The sequence below is a fragment of the uncultured Microbacterium sp. genome (assembly GCF_947488465.1).
Classification (GTDB): Bacteria; Actinomycetota; Actinomycetes; order Actinomycetales; family Microbacteriaceae; genus Microbacterium.
In genome coordinates, this window is the sequence record NZ_CANKZA010000004.1 from 1 (window position 1) to 21,360 (window position 21,360).

Genomic DNA, 21,360 nt, shown 5'->3' on the forward strand with positions numbered 1-21,360 from the left:
CTCCACTCTCGCAACCGGAGGCCTTCACCCCTCAGAAATCACGAGCGATTCACGCAACAACGTCCCTGGACATCACAGTTAGCTGGGCGCCGAAAACGTTCGCTGGAAACCAGGCGGACACGGTCACAGCAGTACGACCGGATGAACTCAGCCGCGATAGGCGTCAAGCATCCGTCCGACCAAGCCGCGAACGGCGGCGGCGACCTGTGCGGCATCCTCGACGCCAGCACGGTCGTCGATCGCGAGTCGGGCGAGCGGTGACTGGTCGCGGAGCTGCGCACTGAGCCAGTCGACCGCTGCCGTGGTGACGGGCAAGAGATCTGGATGCGCGTCGACCAGGTCACGGAGAGATCGTCCTATGTCGTCGGCGGGGATGTTTCGAACAAGACGGAGGAGGTCTCCGGCGTCTTTGGACGACAGCCGGTCTCTCCGGTCGTCCTCGACGCGCTCTTGGATCTTGATCGACTTGGCCACCACGAGCGCTGCAGGTCCCGCGACGCGAACCAGCACCTCACGAGTGTCGGCCGGGACGAGCGAGGTGAGCAGGACGGGTGAGTTGTCGAAGAGCGCGAGTTCCAAGCCGCGGGTCCGACGGGCGGTGCGCCGACCGTGTCCATCGAGTGGTGCCGTGCGTCGGGTGCTGGGGCTGAGCGCCCCTTCGGGCACCATCAGATCTACGACGACGCCATCGGCGGAGACCCAGCTGCCAGGATTGCCTGACGGTGACGGCGTGAATCCCGCATCGCTGAGCGCCTCGGAGATGTCGGGCTGCGTAGCGAGCAGTTCGGGATCGAGCGCAAGGTCGGCATCCGTAGTGTAAGTCGGTCTCGGATCTCCGAGTGGCGCGTTTACATAGACGGCCTGCGCGCCGACGAGCACCACGGCGTCGAGGTGCGGGTGGATCGACTCGAGCGCGTCCAACAGCACCCGGCGGGCTACGACGTACTCGGGGCTCGCTGACCCGTCACTCATTCCGTTGCCTCTGCGTCAGTCAGCATGGCAAGATCTTCGCCCATCGCCGTAAGTCGACCTCCCGCGGCGAGCAGATCCCCGACGATTCGCCAATGTCGCGCGATGGCAGGATCAGCGTCCTGCGATCCTTCACGTCCGTCGCTCAAGAAGTCGCAGCCGGCAACGAGGATGCCACCGCGACGATCAGGCGCAAGGTCCATTGTCCGTTCGACGCTCGCGATGTCGTCGGTGTACAGCCAGATGCCCACCGGGGGAAGCGGCGCCACTCGACCATTCCTGGTGAACTCTGCCGCCGCGGCACGACTGCCCGTCAGCGCGTACCGGATGTCGGACCGGCGGAGACGTTCGATCGCGAGGTCCTCTCCCAGCAGCGACAGGTAGCGGCCAGGTTTGAACGTCGACACAAACCCGTAGTCCTGCGCCCACCGCGTCGCCAGCGCGATGCGATCGGGAACGCGAATGCCCGCCGTACTCACCTCGAGCACTCCGTCGGTGCGAAGAAGGTCGATGACGCGACTCGCCGTTCCCACGCCAGTTCCTGTTTTACGAGCGGCTTCTCGCACTGATGTAGCGCCGCCGTCAGAGAGGAGGCTGACAACGACCTCCGACGCAGCCTTCCCCTTCAGGGATCGGAGACTTTGCTGGTCGCCGCTGGTATCAGGATCAGGATCTCGAGATGCGCCGATTCGGTCGATCCATACGGGGGGTTCGACGCTGCGGATGAGCATGTTCCCGGTGGCGTCCCAGTACGACCACCCCGACTTCCTCAGCTCGTCACGCACCGACGGTGACAGGAATGGCGCGACCAGGGCGTTCACTGCCGTGGAGCGCCTTTTGGCGAGCCTCGTGACATCGGCGCGCGTGCGGGGCGGCATGAGCTTGACCTCCACGTTCAAGGTGATGGCAGCGTCGCCGAACTCGACCATCGCGATGTAGTCTGCGAAACCGCCCGCGCCCTCGCGCTGCACCGAGCCGAGCCGACCGCCCACATCGAAGAGGGCCTTCGTGAAACTCTGAAACAGACCCTCCGTTCCAGGAGTTCTACCGTTCCGCATAAACTGGAACATATCGATTTCTGGAACATACGTCAAGCTGATTCGCCTCAATAGGAGCTCTCGATTGCACCATGGAGGACCCACAGCCCACGTGCTCCGCGTGGACACAATGTGGACACAAGCCGCGTAGCTCAAGACCGGTTCCGCTGATCAGAACCGAACGACACGAGACTAGATCGCAGCTCGCACTCTCTTAATTTTCCGAGGCGTGACGGCACAACCGGCGTGATTCCGCGCTTCTCGAGCGTCAACGAAATCAGCGCAACCGCAGTTTCGACTCCCGCCGTCGCGTCTCTGAAAGCGACTTCTTACGATCCGCGAACGAGCGAGGATCTGGCCGCCGCACTCGTCCGCAGCGGGCGTACCCTGAGTGCGTGATGGCGGAACCCCCGGGCGGGATCGGCACTGTGTCCCTGACCGATCGACGGGTCCTCGTGGTGGACGATGATCCGACGGTCTCTGAAGTCGTCACCGAGTACCTGCGCGCCGCCGGATTCGTCGTGGACCATGCCGCAGAAAGTCATTACCGAATGCAGACAGTCCAGGTCAGGCGCCCACAGCGCAGACCGCTCTAGGCTGCCGTGCTCGAACCTGCCCGGAGCCGCCGCATCACATTGCGCTCGACGAGCACCGGTACATAGGTGCGCAGTCGCACGGCGTCGAACGCTTCGAGTTCTTCCGCGATCAGCGCGAAGGCCTCCTCCTCCGCGAGAAAGGGGAAACGATGGCCCAGACGCTCCGCCAAGTAGACGAGCGCCTCAAACTCGTTCTCGGGGTTCGTGTGGCTCATACACCCATTTTCCTCCGATCACGCGCGAAGCGACAGGGTCAGAATGGTCCCCTCGACCACGCCATCCGTCGCTACGGTGGACGCGGGACCGCATCGGCCCACGATTCCAGGAGGCGTCCGGACATGAAGGTCGTAGCGGTCTACAGCACGAAAGGCGGAGTCGGTAAGACCACCGCGGCGGTCAATCTCGCGTGGGAGGCGGCGAAGAACTTTCGGGTGTTGCTGTGGGATCTCGATCCGCAAGGAGCCACGGGTTTCCTCCTCCAGGTGAAACCGAAGAAGGTCAAGGGCGGTGTCAGCGCCCTGGTGGCCGGCCAGAGCAAGGTGTCCCACGCGATCCGCTCCACCAGCTATGACAATCTCGACGTCCTGCCGGCCGACGCGAGCTACCGAGACCTCGACCTGGTGTTCGACCACGCGAAGAAGTCTGAGCAGCGAATCGCGAAGATTCTCGCGCAGGTCGACCGCGACTACGACGTCGTGATCCTCGACTGCCCGCCCGGCGCCGCTCTCGTCGCGGAGAACGCAGTGTTCTCGGCGGATGCTGTCGTGGTCCCCCTCGTGCCGTCACCGCTGTCGATGCGGTCCCTCGAACAGGTCAGCGCGTTCCTGGCGGAATCGGTGTCGAAGGCGCGAATGGTCGCGTTCCTGTCGATGGTCGACCGCCGCAAAACGCTGCATCGTGAGGCGGTTGAAAAGCTGCCCGCGACACAGAAGTCGGTCAGCGCCGTTGTGGTTCCCGCCACGGTGCAGGTGGAGCGGATGGGAACGGAGCGGGCACCCGTCGGCAGCTATGCGCCCCGCGCCGAAGCAGCACAGGCCTACGGTGACCTGTGGGCGCTGGTGGAGAAGACCGTGAAGCCGAAGACAGGCACGCGCAAGCGCTGAGCCGGACCCGTCGCTCAGGGCGCGGACAGCCCCAGCGCCGGTTACATCTTTCCGACGGTGATCTCCAGCCCTGCCGTCAGTGCGTCGCCTGTGTGCCCCGCGCCGGGGATGACGTCGTAGGTGACGGCCATCCCCGCGGCCTTCGCCGCGGGGAGACGGTTTCGGCCGCCTGTTCGTAGTCGGGGTCGTCTCCGCCGGCAGTGAAGGCAGCGGTCATCCCGGCATACGCCCCTGGGTTGGCGGCGAAGATATTCACCGGTTTGGATGCGTCGAATGCGGCCTGGCTGCCGCTGTAGATGGTCTGGGTCACATTGTCGGCTTGTTCAGAACCGGGGTACGGTTCGCCGGAGATGTACATCACGTTCCTCCACGCGCGAGGGTCTTCCGCCGCGAACGTGATCGCGCACCCTCCGCCGTTCGAATAGCCCCCGATGACCCAGTAGCGAGGATCGTCGATGACGTGCAGGTTGTTGCGCACCCAGGCCACGACATCCTCGGTGATGTAGGTCTTCGCGTTGCCGTACGCCGTCGAATCTGCGCAGGCGGTGTCGACGACGGCCGAACGGCGCCGACGGCAACCGCCACAACTGTCCCGATTGCCTGTCGGGCATTCAGGCGTCGCACGAGGAGCACGAGCGCGAGCACCACGGACAGGTCGAGGAGGATCCACGGCACGGGGCCATCGATGATCGGCGCGGTTCTCAGACGCGCGGGCTCTTGATGAGCGCGCCCGCTGCGAGGAAAACCACGGCGGCCGCCGGTTGGATGCCGTTCCACAGTCCCTCGTCGAGAGGCAACGGGGAGACCGGGTTCCAGACGACGGCGATGACCACGAACACCGGAATCCACCACCACTGCTTCGCCTGACCGGAAAACCAGGCGATGATCAGCGCGAGAATCGACACCGCATAGCGGACGAACATGTCCCACTCGAGCGTGAAGAGCACCGGCGCGAGGAACAGCACGATCGCCGCGAGGATGCCCGGTGCGAGCGCGTTGCGCTGGAAGACCGGCGTCTGGTCTTTCTGCGACATCAGGCGATCCGGGTTCCGGGCGGCAGTGCACGCGCGGGGGTGCGGGTGCGCGCCCACGCCCACCACAGGAGCCCGCCCGCCAGCACGACCTGCACCCCGAGTCCCACGAACCAGCTCGGCACCGTGTTCGCGATGGTCTCCTCGTAGTCCGGCCCCGAGTAGACCCCGTCGGTGTAGTACTCGGGATCGCATTCGTCCCAGCCCGACTGCTCGGACATCGGGATCTGGGCGGAGCGCACGCTGTACTTCAGCCATCCGAACATGTCGACCGGATATCCGGACTCGTCGAAGCGGGTCGGCACGGCGTCGGCGAGGATGACGAACGGGTTGGCGGCCAGCATCCACCAGACGTAGTCGTAGCGCGGCATGCGCGAGGTGCTTTCCTGCCATTCGCCGCACACCATCTGGTCCGGGTCGCCCCAGCAGTCGTCCGAGCCGTCGCGGCAGACCGGGTTGCCGGTGTCGGAATCGTATTCGGCGGTGCGGTAACTGGTGGTGTACTCGGTCGAGACGGCGGCCCCGATCAGGCCGAAACCGATCACCGATCCGGCGACGAGCGCCATCACGACCAGGTACGTGGCCGCGACCGAGAACAGCGGGCGGGCGAGGATGCCGGACAGTGCCACCCCGATCGCCGAGATCACCCCGGTCTGAACGATCAGCACGACGAGCGAGACGATGACGGTGAGCGGGTCGACGTCTCCGGCAAAGGTGGCGACGACCAGGAACGGTGCCGCCACGGCGGTGAAGGCAAGACCGGTGATCCAGGCGGCGACGAACTTGCCGAGCAGGATCTCGCCGGTCGTGGCGAGCGTGACCTGGACGGGGGCGAGCGTCGCCGCGTCTCGGTCGCCGTTGATCGAGTTTCCCGAGAGAGTGGGCGAGACGAGCACGACGAGCAGGAGGGTGATGTAGACGACGATCGAGTACACACCGGGGCCTCCCGCGCCCCACCCGCCGTACGAGAGGAATGCGAGCGCCGTCACGCCGAGGAGGAGGAGCGCGAAGATCCCCAACAGCACGTACCAGGCGACGGTACGCACCCGCTGCGTGAGCTCGAGGCGGGAGATCGTCCAGAGCCGCGAGAGGGTCATCGCGCACCTCCTTCGAGGTCGAGGAAGGTGTGTTCGAGCAAGCCCGTCGCGGCGGAGAACTCCGCAACCGGGAGTCCGGCGTGCACGAGGGCGGCCAGCCCGCCGGCGGCACCGGCATCCGAATCGAACGCGACCAGCAGATCGCGCCGGTCGATCGGGATGAGTGCGGCGTCGAGGCCGAGCGCCTGGGCGACGGGAACGACGGCGGCGCGCGCGTCGAGATCGGCAATGCGAACCCGCCAGGTGCGCTGACGCCCGGCGGCCGCGGCGACCCGGTCGGCGCTGACGGTCTCACCCTGCACGAGGAAGACGGCGTCGTCGACGACCTCCTCGAGCTCGGAGAGGATATGGCTGGAGATGAGGATCGTCCGGCCCTCGGCCGCCAGGCGGCGCAGGAGCGTGCGCAGCTCGATACGCGCTTGCGGGTCGAGCCCCGAGGCCGGTTCGTCCAGCAGCAGCACGCGCGGATTGTGGACGAGCGCGCGGGCGAGTCCCAAACGCTGTTTCTGCCCCCGCGACAGCACCCGGGCCGGCGCGTCGGCGAGGTTCGCGAGCCCGACCTCGTCGATCAGTCGCGCCGCGCCCGCGGTCGCCTGATCACGGTCGAGGTCGTAGAGGCGCCCGGTCGTGATGAGCGTCTCTCGCACCGTCAACGATCCCCACGCGCCGAGCGCGTCCGGCATCCACCCGAGGAGAGCGCGAGCCGCGGCCGGATCAGCCACGGGGTCGACACCCCCGATCCGGAGCTCCCCCGCGTCGGGGGCGAGGAGCGAGGCAAGCATGAGGAGGAGCGTGGTCTTGCCCGACCCGTTGGGTCCGACGAGCCCGGTCACCGCGCCCTCCCGGGCGTCGAGGGTCACGTTGCGGACGGCGTGGACGTTCCCGAACGAACGGCGCACGCCACGGGCGACAATGCCGGCGTCTGTCATGTCTTCACCCTACGGGTGCGGGGCGGCGTCACCGCGACGACTGCGTGCCGCGGAAGAACGCGACTCCGAGATCGGCATGGTCGACGAAGAAGCCGTCGACTCCCGCATCCGCAAGGAACTGCCACTCCGCCTCGTACTCGCCGAAGGCAGCCTTGTCTCGACCCCGACGGAACTGGCCGACCAGGAAGGCATTTTCCGGGCGGCACGTCCAGGTGAAGACACGCAACCCCCGCGCGTGGGCATCGGCGACAACGGGTGCCGGCTCACCGACGCGGCCCCGGCGATCCGGCGCCAGGATGCTCCTCTTATCGAGGCTGATCCCGTCCACCCGCCCGACGAGAGCGTCGAGGCCCGCCGGTGTCATGACCGAGCGGTAGGTCGGCGCCGACGCTCCCTGTGCCGCGACGAGGTCGGCGGGCTGTCCCGCGGCCTCGAGGAGATAGATGTAGCTCGCGCGCACGCCCCGCTCGCGGAGCTGTGTGAGGACGCTCGATTCGAATGCCTCGATCGTCAGCGGCCAGCGACCGCCGTCCCAGCCAGCCGCGCCGAGCTCGTCGGCGATGATCCCCGCGTAGTCGAAGCCCAGCCCGGTGAGATAGGTGGCGTGCTTGATCTCCAGCACGACCCCGATCTCCCGGCCCTGGTCGAGTGCGGCCTGCGCCACGAGGTCGAGCACATCGCGCAGGCGCAGAATCGGCTGCTCCCCGTCGAAGCTCGCACTCCCCGGCCGTAGCCGCGGCAGACGCTCGCGGCAACGGAGGATGCTGAGTTCGGCCCAGGTGAAGTCCTCGGCGAACCAGCCGGTCAGCTCCGCTCCGTCGACGGTCTTGGTCGTGCGGCGCTCGGCGAACTCGGGGTGGTCGGCGACATCCGTGGTCGATCCGATCTCGGTGTCGTGCCGGACCACGAGCACCCCGTCGCGCGACAGCACGATGTCGGGTTCGACGGCATCCACACCCAGCGCCAGCGCCAGATCGTAGGACGACCGCGAGTGTTCGGGCCGATACCCGGGTGCACCGCGGTGACCGATCACGAGAGGACGACGGCGCGGCATGTCTCCAGGGTAGTCAGCGGCGACGGCGCTTCCCTTCATAGCGCCCTCACAGCGCAAGATCTGCCGCCCCGGACAGGATTTCGATACTCTGGTATTCCGCAGGATTTCACTGCGGCACACTTCGCATTGGAGAGAGACCACCATGGCCTCGAGCAGCAACCCCGCATTCAGCAACCCCGCGTTCCAGGAACAGCGGCCGGGGCTGACCCCGCCGGCTGCCCAGACCCAGTTCGGCACCGCGTCCGCACAGTCCGTCGACATCGCCACGCAGGCACAGATGGAAGGTGCCTACGCCTCCCCCGCCGCCGGGTCGGTAGAGACCGGCCGCATGACGGTCGAGGACACCGTCATCAAGACCCTCGCCCTGTTCGGCATCCTCCTCGTCACCGCCGTCGTCGGCTGGATCTGGACGATGTCCGGAGTCACGGCCGACAACCCCACCGGTGTCAACATGGCCCCGTGGATCATCGGCATGCTCGGCGGCTTCGTGCTGTCGATGGTCGTGATCTTCACGTCGCGCAAGAAGATCCGCCCCGCGCTCATCTTCGGCTACGCCGCGTTCGAGGGTCTCTTCATCGGTGGCATCTCGGCGTACTTCGAGTTCATCTGGCCCGGCATCGTGCTGCAGGCGACGATCGCGACCCTCTCGGTTGTCGGCGTGACGCTCGCTCTCTTCGCCAGCGGCAAGGTGCGCGCGTCGAAGAAGGCCACCAAGGTCTTCATGATCGCGATGGTCGGGTACCTGGTCTTCTCGCTCGTCAACCTCGTCATGATGATGTTCGGCGCCTTCGGCGACAACAGCGCCGGCCCGTTCGGCATCTCGAGCCAGCCGAGCTTCATCCTCGGCATCCCGTGGGGCGTCATCATCGGCGTGTTCGTCGTCATCATGGCTGCGTACTCGCTCGTGCTCGACTTCGACTCGATCCAGCAGGGTGTGCGCAACGGCGCCCCGCGCCAGTACGGCTGGCTCGGCGCCTTCGGCATCATGGTCACGGTCGTCTGGCTCTACATCGAGCTCCTGCGCATGATCGCCATCATCCGCGGCAACAACTGATCTCGCACTGACCGACAGGCCCGTCCGGCTCACGCCGGGCGGGCCTTCGTCGTGCCCGCTCAGGCCTGGGGGCTTTGCGGGACTGGGGCTTGCCAGCCGCCTGCGCCCGCGCCTGCCGCCCGCCGCCTGCGCCCGCGCCTGCCGCCCGCCGCCTGCGCCCGCGCCTGCCGCCCGCGCCCTGCGTCCTGCGTCCTGCGGACCCGCCGCCTCCCCGTATTCAGTCTGCTCGAAGGGGTGCCGCGCACGACTCCGCGCAAATCGGCGGCCAGTGCGCGCAGCGGTCACCGGCAGACTGAATACGGTAGCGGGCTGCGGCCGACCCGGCCTCGTCGGCCGGCGCACCCGTGTTCCGCAAGAAGGCTCGGTCCGTCTTCAGAAGGCTCGGTCCATATTCAGTCTGCGCAGAGCGGCACCTGCCTCGGCGCCCTGGAATTCCGCGGGGGATTCCCCGCTGAATTCACGCGCAGACTGAATACGGGCCAGCGGGAGCGGCGCCACCGGAGGCGGGAGGACCGACGGGGCATGACCAAACGACGGATGCCGGGGTCGATCCGCAGATCAGGCCCCGGCATCCGGTCAGCTCACTCCCACTCGATGGTTCCCGGGGGCTTGGAGGTCACATCGAGGACGACGCGGTTGACGTCGCGCACCTCGTTCGTGATGCGGTTCGAGATGCGCGCCAGCACGTCGTAGGGCAGGCGGGTCCAGTCGGCGGTCATGGCGTCTTCCGACGACACCGGACGCAGCACGATCGGGTGGCCGTAGGTGCGGCCGTCGCCCTGCACACCGACGGAGCGGACGTCGGCGAGCAGCACGACCGGGCACTGCCAGATCTCGCCGTCGAGGCCCGCCGCAGTCAGCTCGGCGCGGGCAATGGCATCGGCGTCACGCAGAATCTCGAGACGGTCAGCGGTAACCTCACCGACGATGCGGATGCCGAGGCCGGGCCCCGGAAACGGCTGCCGTCCGACGATCACCTCGGGCAGTCCCAGTTCGCGCCCGATTGCGCGCACCTCGTCCTTGAAGAGGGTCCGCAGCGGTTCGACGAGCTCGAACTGCAGGTCCTCCGGCAGGCCGCCCACGTTGTGGTGGCTCTTGATGTTCGCGGTGCCGGTACCGCCGCCGGACTCGACGACGTCGGGGTAAAGGGTCCCCTGCACAAGGAAGCGGATCGGCTCGCCGTCGGCCGCGGCTTCCGCGATGAGCGCCTTCTCGGCCGCCTCGAAGGAACGGATGAACTCGCGCCCGATGATCTTGCGCTTCTGCTCGGGATCGCTGACGCCGGCAAGCGCCGTGAGGAATTGCTCCCGCGCGTCGACGGTGACCAGGCGCACACCGGTCGAGGCGACATAGTCCTGCTCGACCTGCTCGCGCTCGTCCTTCCGGAGCAGCCCATGGTCGACGAAAATGCAGACCAACTGGTCACCGACGGCCTTGTGCACGAGCGCCGCAGCGACCGCGGAGTCGACGCCACCGGAGAGGCCGCAGATCACGCGGCCGCTCCCGATCTGGTCCTGGATGCGGGCGACCTGCTCGGCGATGACGTTGCCGCTGTTCCAGTCGGCCGCGAGCCCCGCCGCCTTGTGCAGGAAGTTGACGATGACGTCCTGGCCGTAATCGGAGTGCTTCACCTCGGGATGCCACTGCACGCCGTAGAAGCACTTCTCGGCGTTGCCGAAGGCCGCGACCGGGGTCGCCGCCGTCGAGGCCAGCACGTCGAAGCCGGCGGGCGCCTCGGAGACCTGGTCGCCGTGGCTCATCCACACGTTCTGGGTCTCGGGCTGGCCGCCGAGCAGCACGCCGCCGTCGCCTTCGAGCACGGCATCCGTCGCTCCGTACTCGCGGAGTCCCGTGTTGGCCACGACGCCGCCGAGCTGACGGGCCATCACCTGGAAGCCGTAGCAGATGCCGAGAGTCGGGATGCCGAGCTCCAGCACGCCGGCATCCAACGTGGGCGCTTCCGGCTCGTACACCGAGGAGGGGCCGCCGGAGAGGACCAGCGCGAGCGGGTTGCGCGCGGCGACCTCGTCGGCCGTGACGGTGTGGGGCACGATCTCGCTGTAGACGCCGGCTTCGCGCACGCGTCGCGCGATGAGCTGCGCGTATTGTGCGCCGAAGTCGACGACCAGGACAGGTCGCTGGTCGGTCTGAGTCTCGGTGGTCACCGGGTGCCTTCCGTGATGAGAGCGGATGCCGCCTCGCGCTCGGCGAGGTAGGTCTTGACCTCGCGGGCGACGCGGGCCTCCATGAAGAACGACAGGAGCGGGACGATGCCGCCGAGGGCGAGCATGATGAAGCGCGGGAAGCGCCAGCGCATCAGGCTCCAGATCCGGAAGCAGGCGAACAGGTACACCACGTAGAACCAGCCGTGCGCGACGAGGATGCCGAGCGACAGGTTGAACCCGTCGCCGGCCGACGTCAGTTCGCATCCGCTTCCGCCGGGGAGGAAGAGGGAGAACCATTGGCAGTCGGCGCCGACGATGACCGGCGCCAGCCACAGCAGCCCGCCCGAGCCGCCGGTGAACACCTCGACGTGCAGAGGCGTGTACTTCAAGATCATCTCGGCGAGCAGAAGCAGGAGCCCGACACCGGTGACGATCGAGGCGATCTGGTAGAAGGTCAGCGCCCCGCGGATCGCCGGAAAGGTGGCGAGTTTGGGCTGAGGCATGCGGTCCAGTCTACTGAACCGGCTCGGCGGCCTCTTCCAGGTCCTCGACCTCTTTCTCCCAGGCATCCTTGGCCAGGCGGTACCACATGTAGAAGGCGAAGCCGGCGAAGATCGCCCATTCCACGGCGTAGAAGATGTTGAGCCAGTTGACGCTGGACCCCTCGACGGGTGCGGGCGAGTCGATCGCGACGAGGTCGTCGGGCAGAGCGAGGCCTGTAGTGTCGATGTCGGCGACGAGGTACGCCCTGTAGACATCGAGACCCTCGACGTCGGACCACTGCCCGAGGAGGGCCGCCGGCGACATCCGCGTCATCTCGGTCGCCGCTGCACCGTCGGGCGGGAGCGCCGGGCCCTCGTCCGAGATGATGCGTCCGGTCAGCGTGGCCGTCGCTGCGTCGCCATCGGCGGCGAGAGCGGATGCCGCGGCATCGGCCGCATCCCGCGTCGGCGCCCAGGCGATCGCGACCGCCAGGAGGGCCGGGCCATCGCCTGTGCGGAACTGTCCGGTGACCCAATACCCCTCGACGCCGTCATTGAAGCGTGAGGAGACGACCAGGAAGTCGGTCGGATGCCAGGTCCCGCTCACCTCGACGCGCTGTCCGACGAGCGGCTCGGGGAGGTACTCCCCCGGCGTCGTGACGTCGGCGAGAGGCTGGACGATTTCGGTGGCGCCGGGGGGCGCCGGGTCGGTATCGATCGCGTTCCCCAGCTGCCACTGACCGAGCCAGGCGAAGACGGCGGCGACGGCGAGGGCGAACACCAGCATCCCGATCCACCAGGGACGCAGCAGGACTTCGCGGAGCGTCGGCGGGAAGACCTCGACGGCCTCCGGCGATGCCTCGCTCACGCTCGACGCCATCACTGGGCGGTATACGGCGCGACGACGACCTCGACGCGCTGGAACTCCTTGAGGTCGGAATACCCGGTCGTGGCCATCGACTTGCGAAGCGCGCCGATGAGGTTCGCCGTGCCGTCCGCGACGGGCGCGGGGCCGTAGAGAATCTGCTCGAGCGGGCCGACCTGGCCGACCTCGACGCGTCTGCCGCGGGGAAGCTTGGCGTGGTGGGCTTCGGGACCCCAGTGGAATCCCTGCCCGGGGGCATCCGTCGCGCGGGCGAGGGCGACGCCCAGCATGACGGCATCCGCCCCCATCGCGAGCGCCTTGACGATGTCGCCGGACGTGCCCACGCCGCCGTCGGCGATCACGTGCACGTAGCGTCCGCCGGATTCGTCGAGGTAGTCGCGGCGCGCGCCGGCGACGTCCGCCACTGCGGTCGCCATCGGCGCGTGGATGCCGAGGGTGGCGCGCGTCGTCGATGCCGCTCCCCCGCCGAACCCGACGAGGACGCCCGCGGCGCCCGTGCGCATGAGATGGAGCGCCGCCGTGTAGGTCGAGGCGCCGCCGACGATGACGGGGACGTCGAGGTCGTAGATGAACTTCTTGAGGTTCAGGGGTTCGAGCTCGCTCGAGACGTGCTCGGCCGACACGGTCGTTCCGCGGATCACGAACAGGTCGACGCCCGCAGCGACGACCGTCTCGTACAGGTCCTGCGTGCGCTGAGGCGTGAGCGCACCGGCGACCGTGACCCCGGCGTCGCGGATCTCGGCAAGGCGATCGCGCACCAGTTCGGGCTTGATCGGCTCACTGTAGAGCTCCTGCATGCGGCGCGTGGCATCGGCATCCGAGAGCCCCGCGATCTCGGCGAGCAACGGCTCGGGGTCGTCATAGCGCGTCCAGACGCCCTCGAGGTCGAGCACGCCGAGGCCGCCGAGCTGTCCGAGCATGATCGCTGTGCGCGGGCTCATGACCGAATCCATGGGCGCGCCGAGCACCGGAATGCCGAATCCGAACGCGTCGATCGACCAGGACGTCGAAACGTCCTCGGGGTTGCGCGTGCGCCGCGAGGGCACAACGGCGATGTCGTCGAATGCGTAGGCGCGGCGGGCGCGCTTGGCGCGGCCGAGCTCGATCTCCATGCTCACCCCCTCAGCCTACCCGGGTGCCCGCGTGCGCCAGGATGGATGCCGGAGGTCAGAATGCGGATCATCATCATCGGCGGCGGTGTGATGGGGCTGTCCGCCGCGTGGCAGCTCACCCGCCGCGGCGAGCGCCCGATCGTGCTCGAGCGCTTCGCGCGCGGGCATCACGAGGGTGCGTCGCACGGCGAGACCCGCAACTTCAACAACGCGTACGGCGAGGATCACTACCTCGATCTGCTCGCGCGCGCCCGCGAGGGATGGGACGCGCTCGGCACCGTCGACGGCGAGCCGCTGCTGCGGCTACACGGGCTCGTGTCGCACGGGGCCGGTGCGGCGCTCGGGTCTGGCAGCGGCGCGGGGCTGGCGGAGATCGCGGCCGGACTGACCGCGCGCGGGATCCCGGCGGAGCTCCTGGGTGGCGCCGAAGCCGCGCGGCGGTGGCCGGGCATGCGCTTCGAGGACACCGTGCTGTACTCGCCCGATGCGGGCGTCGCGCGGGCTGCGGCCGCGCTCCGCGAACTCGAGCGACGCACCGTCGAGGCAGGCGGCGAGGTGCGCTGGAACACGCGGGTGCGGGCGGTCTCACCAGACGCGGACGGCGTCGACGTCGTGACGGATGCCGGTGTCCTCCGCGCCGACGTCGCGATCGTTGTGGCCGGCGCGTGGACCGAAGGGCTGGTGAATGGCGGCATCCGCCTGCCGCGCCTGCGCGTGACGGAAGAGACACCCGCGCACTTCACCGCGCGGATCGCGGGGCCGTGGCCGTCGTTCAATCAGTTCGTCGCACCGGGCGCGCAACCGGCGAACGTGTACGGCATGCCGACACCCGGCGAGGGGATCAAAGTCGGGTTCCACGGCGTCGGCGACGAGATCGATCCGGATGCCCGGCCCCACCGGCCGACGTGGCAACGCGAACTCGCCGCCTATGTGGGCGAGTGGCTGCCCGGCCTCGATCCGGAGTCGGCCGTGCCGATCTCGTGCACCTACACGACGACGCCGACCGAAGCCTTCGTGCTCGATCGCGTCGGCCCTCTGGTGATCGGCGCCGGATTCTCCGGCCAGGGCTTCAAATTCGCTCCCGGTGTGGGAGCGACACTCGCCGACCTCGCTCTGGATCCGACCGCGCGCGCCGCCGCGCCCTTCCGCCTCCCGGCGTAGCGCGCCTTCCGCCTCGACCGCTGCTCCGGCTGGACCGCTCTTCCGGCTCGGCCGCTGTTCCTGCTCGACCGCTCTCCGGTCGCACGATCTCCGCAGAATGTCGCGATCTCCGCACCGGATGCCGGCATCCCCTGCGGGAATGACGACATTCTGCGGCGATCGTCGTTTCCTCCCCAGGGCGGGGCGCCGTCGAGTTGTCCCCACACGCGAGGTGCGACAGCCGCAGGAAAGAATGCCAGCGACAGGATGCCGGTATGTCCGCGCCACGGAAGTCGCTCGAGGACCTGTTCGCCCAGATGAGTGCGGTCGGGATCGCGCATCGCGCGGCGCTCCTGCAGATGGCCCTCATCCTCTGGGAGTCGGCGGCCCGCTCCGAACGTCTCGCTCCGGAGGCGCTGCGCGCGATTCGCTGGACATCCCGCGCGGCCGTCGAGATCGCTGCCGAGACCACCGGACTCGCGGACTCCGGGCTCGAGGTGATCGTCGTCCGCCCGCTGCGCTCCCTCGGGGTGCGCGTGCGGCAACAGGTGTGGATCGTGGGCAAGCCGGTCGACGCCCTCGTGGGTGAGCGACTCGCCCTGCAGATCGACGGGTGGATGCACCACTCGTCCTCCGATCAGCGCTTGTAGTTCGGGGCCTCCACGACGATCTGCACGTCGTGGGGGTGGCTTTCCTTGAGACCTGCCGAGGTGATCCGCACGAACTTGCCTTTGGCCTTGAGCTCTTCGATCGTGCGGGCGCCGACGTAGAACATCGACTGCCGCAGGCCTCCGATGAGCTGATGGGCGACCGCCGAGACCGGGCCGCGGTAGGCGACCTGACCTTCGATGCCCTCGGGGATGAGCTTGTCGTCGGAGGGCACATCGGCCTGGAAATAGCGGTCCTTCGAGTACGACGTGTTCTTGCCACGCGTCTGCATCGCGCCGAGCGAGCCCATGCCGCGATACAGCTTGAACTGCTTGCCGCCCTGAAAGACGACTTCTCCGGGCGACTCATCGGTGCCGGCGAGTAGCGAGCCCAGCATGACGGTGTCGGCGCCGGCGACGAGGGCCTTGGCGATGTCGCCGGAGTACTGCAGCCCTCCATCGGCGATGATCGGGATGCCGGCTTCGCGCGCGGCCTTGTACGCCTCCCAGATCGCGGTGACCTGCGGCACGCCGACGCCGGCGATGATGCGGGTCGTGCAGATCGATCCCGGGCCGACGCCGACCTTGACCGCGTCGACACCCGCGTCGATCAGTGCCTGTGCACCCTCGCGGGTCGCGGCCTGGCCACCGATGACGTCGATGTGGGCGAACGTGGGGTCGGACTTGATGCGCGTGACCATGTCGATGACGCCGGCGGAGTGTCCGTTCGCGGTGTCGACGACGATCACATCGACACCCGCGTCGCGCAGCGCCTCGGCGCGCTCCCACGCGTCGCCAAAGAAGCCGATCGCGGCGCCGACCCGCAGCCGACCCTGCTCATCCTTCGTGGCGAGCGGATACTTCTCGCTTTTGTCGAAGTCCTTGATCGTGATGAGGCCCGCGAGCTTTCCGTCCTCGTCCAGCAGCGGCAGCTTCTCGACGCGGTGGTGCGCGAAGAGTGCGATGACCTCGTTCGCAGCGATGCCGACGCGGCCGGTGACGAGCCCCTCGGTGGTCATGACGTCGCGAACCTTCGTGGTCTGACGCTCAAAACCCGAGACGAACCGCATGTCGCGGTTCGTGATGATTCCGACCAGCCGCCCGTCGTCGTCGACGACGGGGAGACCGGAGATGCGGTACTGGGCGCAGAGGTTGTCGACCTCTTCGATCGTGGCATCCGGTGTCGTCGTGATCGGATCGGTGATCATGCCCGACTCGCTCCGCTTGACGCGATCGACCATCGCCGCCTGGTCGGCGATCGAGAGGTTGCGGTGGATGATGCCGAGACCGCCCTCACGGGCGATCGCGATCGCGAGGCGCGCTTCGGTGACGGTGTCCATCGCGGCTGACAGGAGCGGCGTCGCGACCGTGATGCGGCGGGTGACCCGAGAGGACGTGTCGGCCTCGGAAGGGATGACGTCGGTGTGTCCCGGGAGGAGGAGCACGTCGTCGTAGGTCAAACCGACGAAACCGAAGGGGTCGTTGTAATCCATGCGCTCTCCTGCGTGCTCTCGGGATGTACCGATTCTAAGTCGCGCAGAACCCGAACAATTCCGGTCTTCTCCAGCCGAACCGCCGAGAAACCAGGCAATTGCGCCGCGACAGACCGGGGAGACCAATAGGCGAAACAAAGCCGACACATTACGCTCGTACCGTCGTGGTCACTGCCGACTGCGACCGCATCACCCAATACAGGTGCGCCGGACTGGAGGATTCGTGAGTCCCACGACCGTCACCGCACGCCATCCGATGAGATGGATCGTGCTTTTCCTGGGCGCCATGCTGGCCGCCGGGTTGCTGTTGCTCAGCAGCCCGATCGCCGCGCATGCCGCCTCCCCCGACACCCCGGGAGCCGACCAGGAACAGACCGACTTCTACTTCGGCGGTGTGATCACTTTCGACGAGAAGCCCGTTCCCGACGTGACGATGTCGATTTCCGGCGGCGGATTCGAAGCCGAGACGATCACCGACGCCGAGGGCAAATGGCGGCTGTACGTCCCCGAGAAGGACACGTACACGCTCACGATCGATGAGGACACCCTGCCGGAAGGCGTCATCGTCGACGCAACACAGCTGACCGAGGGCCTCCAGCCGATCCAGGGCACCACAGGATCGTTCGAAGTCGAGTTCGGCCTCACCAAGACGAAGATCGTGAACCTCTTCCTCGGTCAGGGCGAGCGCATCACACAGTCGTTCGTCGATCAGCTCGCCGTCCGCCTCGTCAACGGGCTGAACTTCGGCCTTCTCCTCGCTCTCGCGGCGATGGGAGCGGCCCTCATCTACGGCACGACGGGCCTGTCGAACTTCGCCCACGGCGAGATGGTGACCTGGGGTGCGCTCGTCGCGATGGTGCTCTCCACCACGTGGCAGCTGCCGCTGTGGCTCGGGATCTCCGCCGCCGTGATCGGCGGTGCCGCCCTGGGGTTGGCGACGGATGCCGGACTCTGGCGGCCGTTGCGCCGTCGCGGGCTGGGCGTCGTACAGCTCATGATCGTGTCGATCGGTCTGTCGCTCGCGCTCCGCTACGTCTATCAGTTCTTCATCGGCGGCAAGACCTACCAGCTGCCGGGTGCGAGCCCCGCCCCGATCCAATTCGGGCCGATCTCGCTCTCCTACATCGACCTGATCAGCATGGGCGTGAGCATCGTCGTCATCTGCGCGGTTGCGTACTTCCTGCTGCGCACCCGCATCGGCAAGGCCACGCGCGCGATCTCCGACAACCCGCAGCTGGCTGCGGCATCCGGAATCGATGTCGACCGGGTCGTGCGCATCGTCTGGGTCATGGCGGGCATGCTCGCCGCGATCTCGGGTGTCCTGTGGGCCTACTTCCGCCCGGGCGTGCAGTGGAACATGGGCACCCAGATGCTGTTGCTCATCTTCGCCGCGATGACGCTCGGCGGGCTCGGCACCGCGTTCGGCGCGCTGATCGGCTCGATCATCGTCGGTGTCGTGGTCGAGACCTCGACGCTCTGGATCCCGTCGGACCTCAAGTACGCCGGAGCGCTCGTGGTGCTGATCCTGATTCTTCTCGTGCGACCCCAAGGTCTGCTCGGTCGTAAAGAAAGGCTCGGGTGACCGCCATGGATTGGGCTTCCATCCTCTCCAACACGCTCAGCTACCTGCTCAGCCCGGTCACGATCGCCTACGCCCTCGCGGCGACGGGTCTGGCCGTCCACTTCGGTTACGCGGGCCTGCTGAACTTCGGTATGGCCGGCTTCATGGCCCTCGGCGCCTACGGCTACGCCATCGGCATCCTCACCTTCGGCCTGCCGTGGTACCTCGCCATGCTCCTCGGCCTCGTGCTGGCGGCAATTTTCGCCGTCGTCCTCGGTGTACCGACCCTGCGTCTGCGCGCCGACTATCTCGCGATCGTGACGATCGCGGCGGCCGAGATCGTCCGCCTGCTGTTCACGACGCAGGTCTTCGACGAGTGGACCAACTCCGCCGACGGCCTGGGCAACTACAACGGCAGCTTCCAGTCATCCAACCCCTTCCCCGTGCTTCCCACGGGCGACCGGTACGGCTGGGGACCGTGGCAGTACACGGCACAGCAGCTCTGGGTGATCGTGTTCGGCTTGCTCGCGCTGGCGCTGTCGCTCTTCGTCGTCTGGTCGCTCATGAAGAGCCCGTGGGGCCGGGTGCTCAAGGGCATCCGTGAAGATGAGGATGCCGTGCGCTCGCTCGGCAAGAACGTCTTCGCCTACAAGATGCAGGCCCTCGTCGTCGGTGGTGTGATCGGTGCTCTCGGTGGCATCGTCTACGTCCTGCCCTCCGCGGTCATCCCGTCCAGCTACACGACGGCCCTGACCTTCTTCCTCTGGACGATCCTGCTGCTCGGCGGCGCGTCGACGATCTTCGGACCGTCGGTCGGTGCCGTCATCTTCTGGATGGTCATGGCGCTGCTCGGCAACCTGCTTCCCGAGATGGCGAAGGCCGGATGGCTGCCGATGACCGACATCCAGGCCGGAACCCTCCGGTACATCCTCGTGGGCGTTGCGCTCATGCTCCTCGTGATCTTCAGGCCGCAGGGACTCCTCGGCGACAAGAGGGAGATGACCTTTGTCAAGTGATCAGAATGCGGATGCCGTCACGGCACCCGCGACGGGAAGTATCGCCCGTCCCAAGGCGACCGGGCTCGCGAAAGGCGACGCCGTGCCCGGTGTCGCCAAAGTCGACCCGATCATGGTCATCGACGGTGTCACACGGCGCTTCGGGGGCCTGACCGCCGTCGACGTCGAGCACCTCGAGATCCCGCGGAACGCCATCACGGCCCTCATCGGCCCGAACGGCGCCGGCAAGACGACGCTGTTCAACCTGCTCTGCGGGTTCGACAAGCCGAACACCGGCGAGTGGTCGTATGACGGCAAGAATCTGGCCGGCATCCCCGCCTTTAAGGTGGCGCGGATGGGCCAGGTGCGCACGTTCCAGCTCACCAAGGCGCTGTCGCTGCTCACGGTGCTCGAGAACATGAAGCTCGGCGCGCCCGATCAGAAGGGCGAACGCTTCTGGCAGTCGTTCCTGCCGGCCACCTGGCGTGGCCAGGAGACGGCGAACGAGGAGAAGGCCCGGGGCCTGCTCGCGCGCTTCAAGCTCGATGCCAAAGAGAAGGACTTCGCCGCGTCGCTCTCGGGCGGCCAGCGGAAGCTCCTCGAGATGGCCCGCGCCCTGATGAGCGATCCCAACCTGGTCATGCTCGACGAGCCGATGGCCGGGGTGAACCCCGCCCTCACCCAGTCGCTGCTCGACCACATCCTCGACCTCAAGGACCTGGGCGTGACCGTGCTCTTCGTCGAGCACGATATGCACATGGTCCGCCACATCGCCGACTGGGTCGTCGTGATGGCCGAAGGCAAGGTCGTCGCCGAGGGGCCGCCCGACACCGTGATGGAAGATCAGGCCGTCATCGACGCCTACCTGGGCAGCCATCAGGACGTCGACCTCGGTGTCGTCACCGGACGCGTCTCGGGCGAACTCGACACGTCCGCGATCGCTCTCCTGGAAGAGATCAAAGAGGACGAGGCCGCGGCGATCGCCGACGCCGAGGAGGAGAAGAAGTGACCGGCGAGACTGCTCCTGTACTGACGCCCACCGAGGGTCCGTCGACGGCTGAGATCGTCGTCGACGTCAAGGACCTCACGGCGGGCTACCTGCCCGGCATCAACATCATCAACGGCGCCAACCTCGTCGCCCGCAAGGGTGAGCTGATCGGCATCATCGGGCCCAACGGTGCCGGCAAGTCGACGCTGTTGAAGTCGATCTTCGGCATGGTGAAGGTGCGCGGTGGTGACATCACCCTGAACGGTGAGTCGATCGTCGGACTCAAGGCCGACAAGCTCGTGCACCGCGGCGTGGCCTTCGTGCCGCAGAACAACAACGTGTTCCCGTCGCTGTCGATCGAAGAGAACCTGCAGATGGGGCTCTTCCAGAACCCGAAGATCTACGCCGAGCGCCTGGAGTTCGTCACCGGCATCTTCGCCGAGCTCGGCAAGCGCCTGAAGCAGCGGGCCGGGTCGCTCTCCGGTGGTGAGCGCCAGATGGTCGCGATGAGCCGGGCACTCATGATGGATCCGTCGGTGCTGCTCCTCGACGAGCCTTCGGCCGGTCTGTCGCCCGTCCGCCAGGACGACGCGTTCATCCGGGTCTCCGACATCAACAAGGCCGGCGTGACGACGATCATGGTCGAGCAGAACGCGCGGCGCTGCCTGCAGATCTGCGACCGCGGCTATGTGCTCGACCAGGGGCGCGACGCGCACCACGGCACCGGTCGCGACCTCCTGAACGATCCCCAGGTCATCGGCCTGTACCTGGGAACCCTCGGCGAGGACGAGAAGCACTGACGCGCCCACAGCGCGCGTAGGGGGGTGGATGCCGGTTCCCGGCATCCACCCCCCTCTTTTTCGCGCCGCACCCGCGCCGCCCCTCCCCCGCGAGACGCGACATCTGCGGTGAGACGCGACGTCGCGCAGGGCGTCTCACCGGGAATGTGCCGTCTCTCACGAGGAGGCGCGGGGCGGGATGCCGGGCAACACGCGGAAAGGGCCCCGGATTGCTCCGGGGC

Annotated in this window: 21 protein-coding genes; 8 read left to right on the plus strand and 13 right to left on the minus strand. The window is 67.5% G+C overall.

All coding sequences use genetic code 11. The features are described 5' to 3' along the window. Positions 1-147: 147 nt before the first annotated feature. The 3 genes from Q0653_RS09550 to Q0653_RS09560 form a co-directional block, all read right to left on the minus strand. On the minus strand, positions 148-972 hold the full coding sequence (locus tag Q0653_RS09550) for a GSU2403 family nucleotidyltransferase fold protein (protein WP_298944391.1): 825 nt from the start codon (positions 970-972) through the stop codon (positions 148-150). After that, complete coding sequence (locus Q0653_RS09555; RefSeq protein ID WP_298944392.1) at positions 969-2,078, minus strand: hypothetical protein; 1,110 nt, start codon at positions 2,076-2,078, stop codon at positions 969-971. The genes Q0653_RS09550 and Q0653_RS09555 overlap by 4 nt, the downstream gene beginning before the upstream one ends. Before the next feature lie 520 nt (positions 2,079-2,598). Beyond that, positions 2,599-2,817 carry a three-helix bundle dimerization domain-containing protein gene (locus Q0653_RS09560; protein ID WP_298744346.1) on the minus strand — a complete coding sequence of 73 codons (219 nt, stop codon included), beginning with the start codon at positions 2,815-2,817 and terminating at the stop codon, positions 2,599-2,601. Positions 2,818-2,940: 123 nt separating this feature from the next. Between Q0653_RS09560 and Q0653_RS09565 the strand changes: the two genes are divergently transcribed. Further along, entirely contained in the window at positions 2,941-3,705 is a 765-nt protein-coding gene (locus tag Q0653_RS09565) for an AAA family ATPase (protein WP_298944393.1), read from the plus strand. Positions 3,706-3,781: 76 nt separating this feature from the next. Here Q0653_RS09565 and Q0653_RS09570 read toward each other — a convergent pair whose 3' ends face one another. The 5 genes from Q0653_RS09570 to Q0653_RS09590 form a co-directional block, all read right to left on the minus strand. Beyond that, positions 3,782-4,192 carry a hypothetical protein gene (locus tag Q0653_RS09570; RefSeq protein WP_298944394.1) on the minus strand — a complete coding sequence of 137 codons (411 nt, stop codon included), beginning with the start codon at positions 4,190-4,192 and terminating at the stop codon, positions 3,782-3,784. 214 nt (positions 4,193-4,406) lie between these two features. Further along, a complete protein-coding gene (locus tag Q0653_RS09575) occupies positions 4,407-4,739 on the minus strand; it encodes a DUF6804 family protein (RefSeq protein WP_298944395.1) in 333 nt (110 codons plus the stop codon). Continuing rightward, positions 4,739-5,833, minus strand: a complete 1,095-nt coding sequence (locus Q0653_RS09580; protein ID WP_298944396.1) for an ABC transporter permease — start codon at positions 5,831-5,833, stop codon at positions 4,739-4,741. Before Q0653_RS09580 ends, Q0653_RS09575 begins: the two co-directional genes overlap by 1 nt. Continuing rightward, positions 5,830-6,762, minus strand: a complete 933-nt coding sequence (locus tag Q0653_RS09585) for an ABC transporter ATP-binding protein (RefSeq protein WP_298944397.1) — start codon at positions 6,760-6,762, stop codon at positions 5,830-5,832. Before Q0653_RS09585 ends, Q0653_RS09580 begins: the two co-directional genes overlap by 4 nt. 28 nt (positions 6,763-6,790) lie before the next feature. Continuing rightward, a complete protein-coding gene (locus Q0653_RS09590; protein WP_298944398.1) occupies positions 6,791-7,816 on the minus strand; it encodes a glycerophosphodiester phosphodiesterase family protein in 1,026 nt (341 codons plus the stop codon). 142 nt (positions 7,817-7,958) lie between these two features. Between Q0653_RS09590 and Q0653_RS09595 the strand changes: the two genes are divergently transcribed. Beyond that, on the plus strand, positions 7,959-8,870 hold the full coding sequence (locus Q0653_RS09595; RefSeq protein ID WP_298744334.1) for a Bax inhibitor-1/YccA family protein: 912 nt from the start codon (positions 7,959-7,961) through the stop codon (positions 8,868-8,870). Between the two features lie 581 nt (positions 8,871-9,451). Here the strand turns inward: Q0653_RS09595 and guaA are convergent. Genes guaA through Q0653_RS09615 form a run of 4 tightly spaced genes read right to left on the minus strand, consistent with a single transcriptional unit; the run spans position 9,452 to position 13,515 of the window. Then, positions 9,452-11,035 carry a glutamine-hydrolyzing GMP synthase gene (gene guaA / locus Q0653_RS09600; RefSeq protein ID WP_298944399.1) on the minus strand — a complete coding sequence of 528 codons (1,584 nt, stop codon included), beginning with the start codon at positions 11,033-11,035 and terminating at the stop codon, positions 9,452-9,454. Further along, positions 11,032-11,538: a DUF3817 domain-containing protein gene (locus Q0653_RS09605; RefSeq protein ID WP_298944400.1), complete on the minus strand. Its 507-nt coding sequence runs from the start codon at positions 11,536-11,538 to the stop codon at positions 11,032-11,034. The genes guaA and Q0653_RS09605 overlap by 4 nt, the downstream gene beginning before the upstream one ends. A gap of 10 nt (positions 11,539-11,548) precedes the next feature. After that, complete coding sequence (locus Q0653_RS09610) at positions 11,549-12,397, minus strand: SURF1 family cytochrome oxidase biogenesis protein (RefSeq protein WP_298744330.1); 849 nt, start codon at positions 12,395-12,397, stop codon at positions 11,549-11,551. Further along, entirely contained in the window at positions 12,397-13,515 is a 1,119-nt protein-coding gene (locus tag Q0653_RS09615) for a GuaB3 family IMP dehydrogenase-related protein (protein WP_298744467.1), read from the minus strand. The genes Q0653_RS09610 and Q0653_RS09615 overlap by 1 nt, the downstream gene beginning before the upstream one ends. Before the next feature lie 60 nt (positions 13,516-13,575). Here Q0653_RS09615 and Q0653_RS09620 point away from each other — a divergent pair, with 60 nt between their 5' ends. Together Q0653_RS09620 and Q0653_RS09625 are read left to right on the plus strand one after the other, a co-directional pair. Next, complete coding sequence (locus Q0653_RS09620) at positions 13,576-14,676, plus strand: FAD-dependent oxidoreductase (RefSeq protein ID WP_298944401.1); 1,101 nt, start codon at positions 13,576-13,578, stop codon at positions 14,674-14,676. Positions 14,677-14,930: 254 nt separating this feature from the next. Then, on the plus strand, positions 14,931-15,305 hold the full coding sequence (locus tag Q0653_RS09625) for a hypothetical protein (RefSeq protein ID WP_298944402.1): 375 nt from the start codon (positions 14,931-14,933) through the stop codon (positions 15,303-15,305). Here Q0653_RS09625 and guaB read toward each other — a convergent pair. Further along, on the minus strand, positions 15,293-16,795 hold the full coding sequence (guaB, locus tag Q0653_RS09630) for an IMP dehydrogenase (RefSeq protein ID WP_298744325.1): 1,503 nt from the start codon (positions 16,793-16,795) through the stop codon (positions 15,293-15,295). The two genes, Q0653_RS09625 and guaB, sit on opposite strands and share 13 nt — an antisense overlap. Positions 16,796-17,081: 286 nt before the next feature. Between guaB and Q0653_RS09635 the strand changes: the two genes are divergently transcribed. From Q0653_RS09635 to Q0653_RS09650, 4 genes are all read left to right on the plus strand, one after another. Further along, complete coding sequence (locus Q0653_RS09635) at positions 17,082-18,377, plus strand: branched-chain amino acid ABC transporter permease (RefSeq protein WP_298944644.1); 1,296 nt, start codon at positions 17,082-17,084, stop codon at positions 18,375-18,377. A 5-nt stretch (positions 18,378-18,382) separates the two neighbouring features. Next, positions 18,383-19,372 carry a branched-chain amino acid ABC transporter permease gene (locus Q0653_RS09640; protein ID WP_298944403.1) on the plus strand — a complete coding sequence of 330 codons (990 nt, stop codon included), beginning with the start codon at positions 18,383-18,385 and terminating at the stop codon, positions 19,370-19,372. Between the two features lie 112 nt (positions 19,373-19,484). After that, entirely contained in the window at positions 19,485-20,360 is an 876-nt protein-coding gene (locus Q0653_RS09645; protein WP_298944645.1) for an ABC transporter ATP-binding protein, read from the plus strand. After that, on the plus strand, positions 20,357-21,139 hold the full coding sequence (locus tag Q0653_RS09650) for an ABC transporter ATP-binding protein (protein ID WP_298744321.1): 783 nt from the start codon (positions 20,357-20,359) through the stop codon (positions 21,137-21,139). Before Q0653_RS09645 ends, Q0653_RS09650 begins: the two co-directional genes overlap by 4 nt. Positions 21,140-21,360 lie beyond the last annotated feature (221 nt).

Excerpts from the sequence above, each read along its gene's own strand:
- Q0653_RS09605 (WP_298944400.1), bottom strand. The coding sequence starts at position 11,538 with ATGCCTCAGCCCAAACTCGCCACCTTTCCGGCGATCCGCGGGGCGCTG.
- Q0653_RS09625 (WP_298944402.1), top strand. The coding sequence starts at position 14,931 with ATGTCCGCGCCACGGAAGTCGCTCGAGGACCTGTTCGCCCAGATGAGT.
- guaB (WP_298744325.1), bottom strand. The coding sequence starts at position 16,795 with ATGGATTACAACGACCCCTTCGGTTTCGTCGGTTTGACCTACGACGAC.
- Q0653_RS09560 (WP_298744346.1), bottom strand. The coding sequence starts at position 2,817 with ATGAGCCACACGAACCCCGAGAACGAGTTTGAGGCGCTCGTCTACTTG.
- Q0653_RS09550 (WP_298944391.1), bottom strand. The coding sequence starts at position 972 with ATGAGTGACGGGTCAGCGAGCCCCGAGTACGTCGTAGCCCGCCGGGTG.
- Q0653_RS09610 (WP_298744330.1), bottom strand. The coding sequence starts at position 12,397 with ATGGCGTCGAGCGTGAGCGAGGCATCGCCGGAGGCCGTCGAGGTCTTC.
- Q0653_RS09580 (WP_298944396.1), bottom strand. The coding sequence starts at position 5,833 with ATGACCCTCTCGCGGCTCTGGACGATCTCCCGCCTCGAGCTCACGCAG.
- Q0653_RS09640 (WP_298944403.1), top strand. The coding sequence starts at position 18,383 with ATGGATTGGGCTTCCATCCTCTCCAACACGCTCAGCTACCTGCTCAGC.
- Q0653_RS09615 (WP_298744467.1), bottom strand. The coding sequence starts at position 13,515 with ATGGAGATCGAGCTCGGCCGCGCCAAGCGCGCCCGCCGCGCCTACGCA.
- Q0653_RS09620 (WP_298944401.1), top strand. The coding sequence starts at position 13,576 with ATGCGGATCATCATCATCGGCGGCGGTGTGATGGGGCTGTCCGCCGCG.
- Q0653_RS09575 (WP_298944395.1), bottom strand. The coding sequence starts at position 4,739 with ATGTCGCAGAAAGACCAGACGCCGGTCTTCCAGCGCAACGCGCTCGCA.
- Q0653_RS09645 (WP_298944645.1), top strand. The coding sequence starts at position 19,485 with ATGGTCATCGACGGTGTCACACGGCGCTTCGGGGGCCTGACCGCCGTC.
- Q0653_RS09590 (WP_298944398.1), bottom strand. The coding sequence starts at position 7,816 with ATGCCGCGCCGTCGTCCTCTCGTGATCGGTCACCGCGGTGCACCCGGG.
- Q0653_RS09635 (WP_298944644.1), top strand. The coding sequence starts at position 17,082 with ATGCTGGCCGCCGGGTTGCTGTTGCTCAGCAGCCCGATCGCCGCGCAT.
- Q0653_RS09585 (WP_298944397.1), bottom strand. The coding sequence starts at position 6,762 with ATGACAGACGCCGGCATTGTCGCCCGTGGCGTGCGCCGTTCGTTCGGG.
- Q0653_RS09565 (WP_298944393.1), top strand. The coding sequence starts at position 2,941 with ATGAAGGTCGTAGCGGTCTACAGCACGAAAGGCGGAGTCGGTAAGACC.
- Q0653_RS09595 (WP_298744334.1), top strand. The coding sequence starts at position 7,959 with ATGGCCTCGAGCAGCAACCCCGCATTCAGCAACCCCGCGTTCCAGGAA.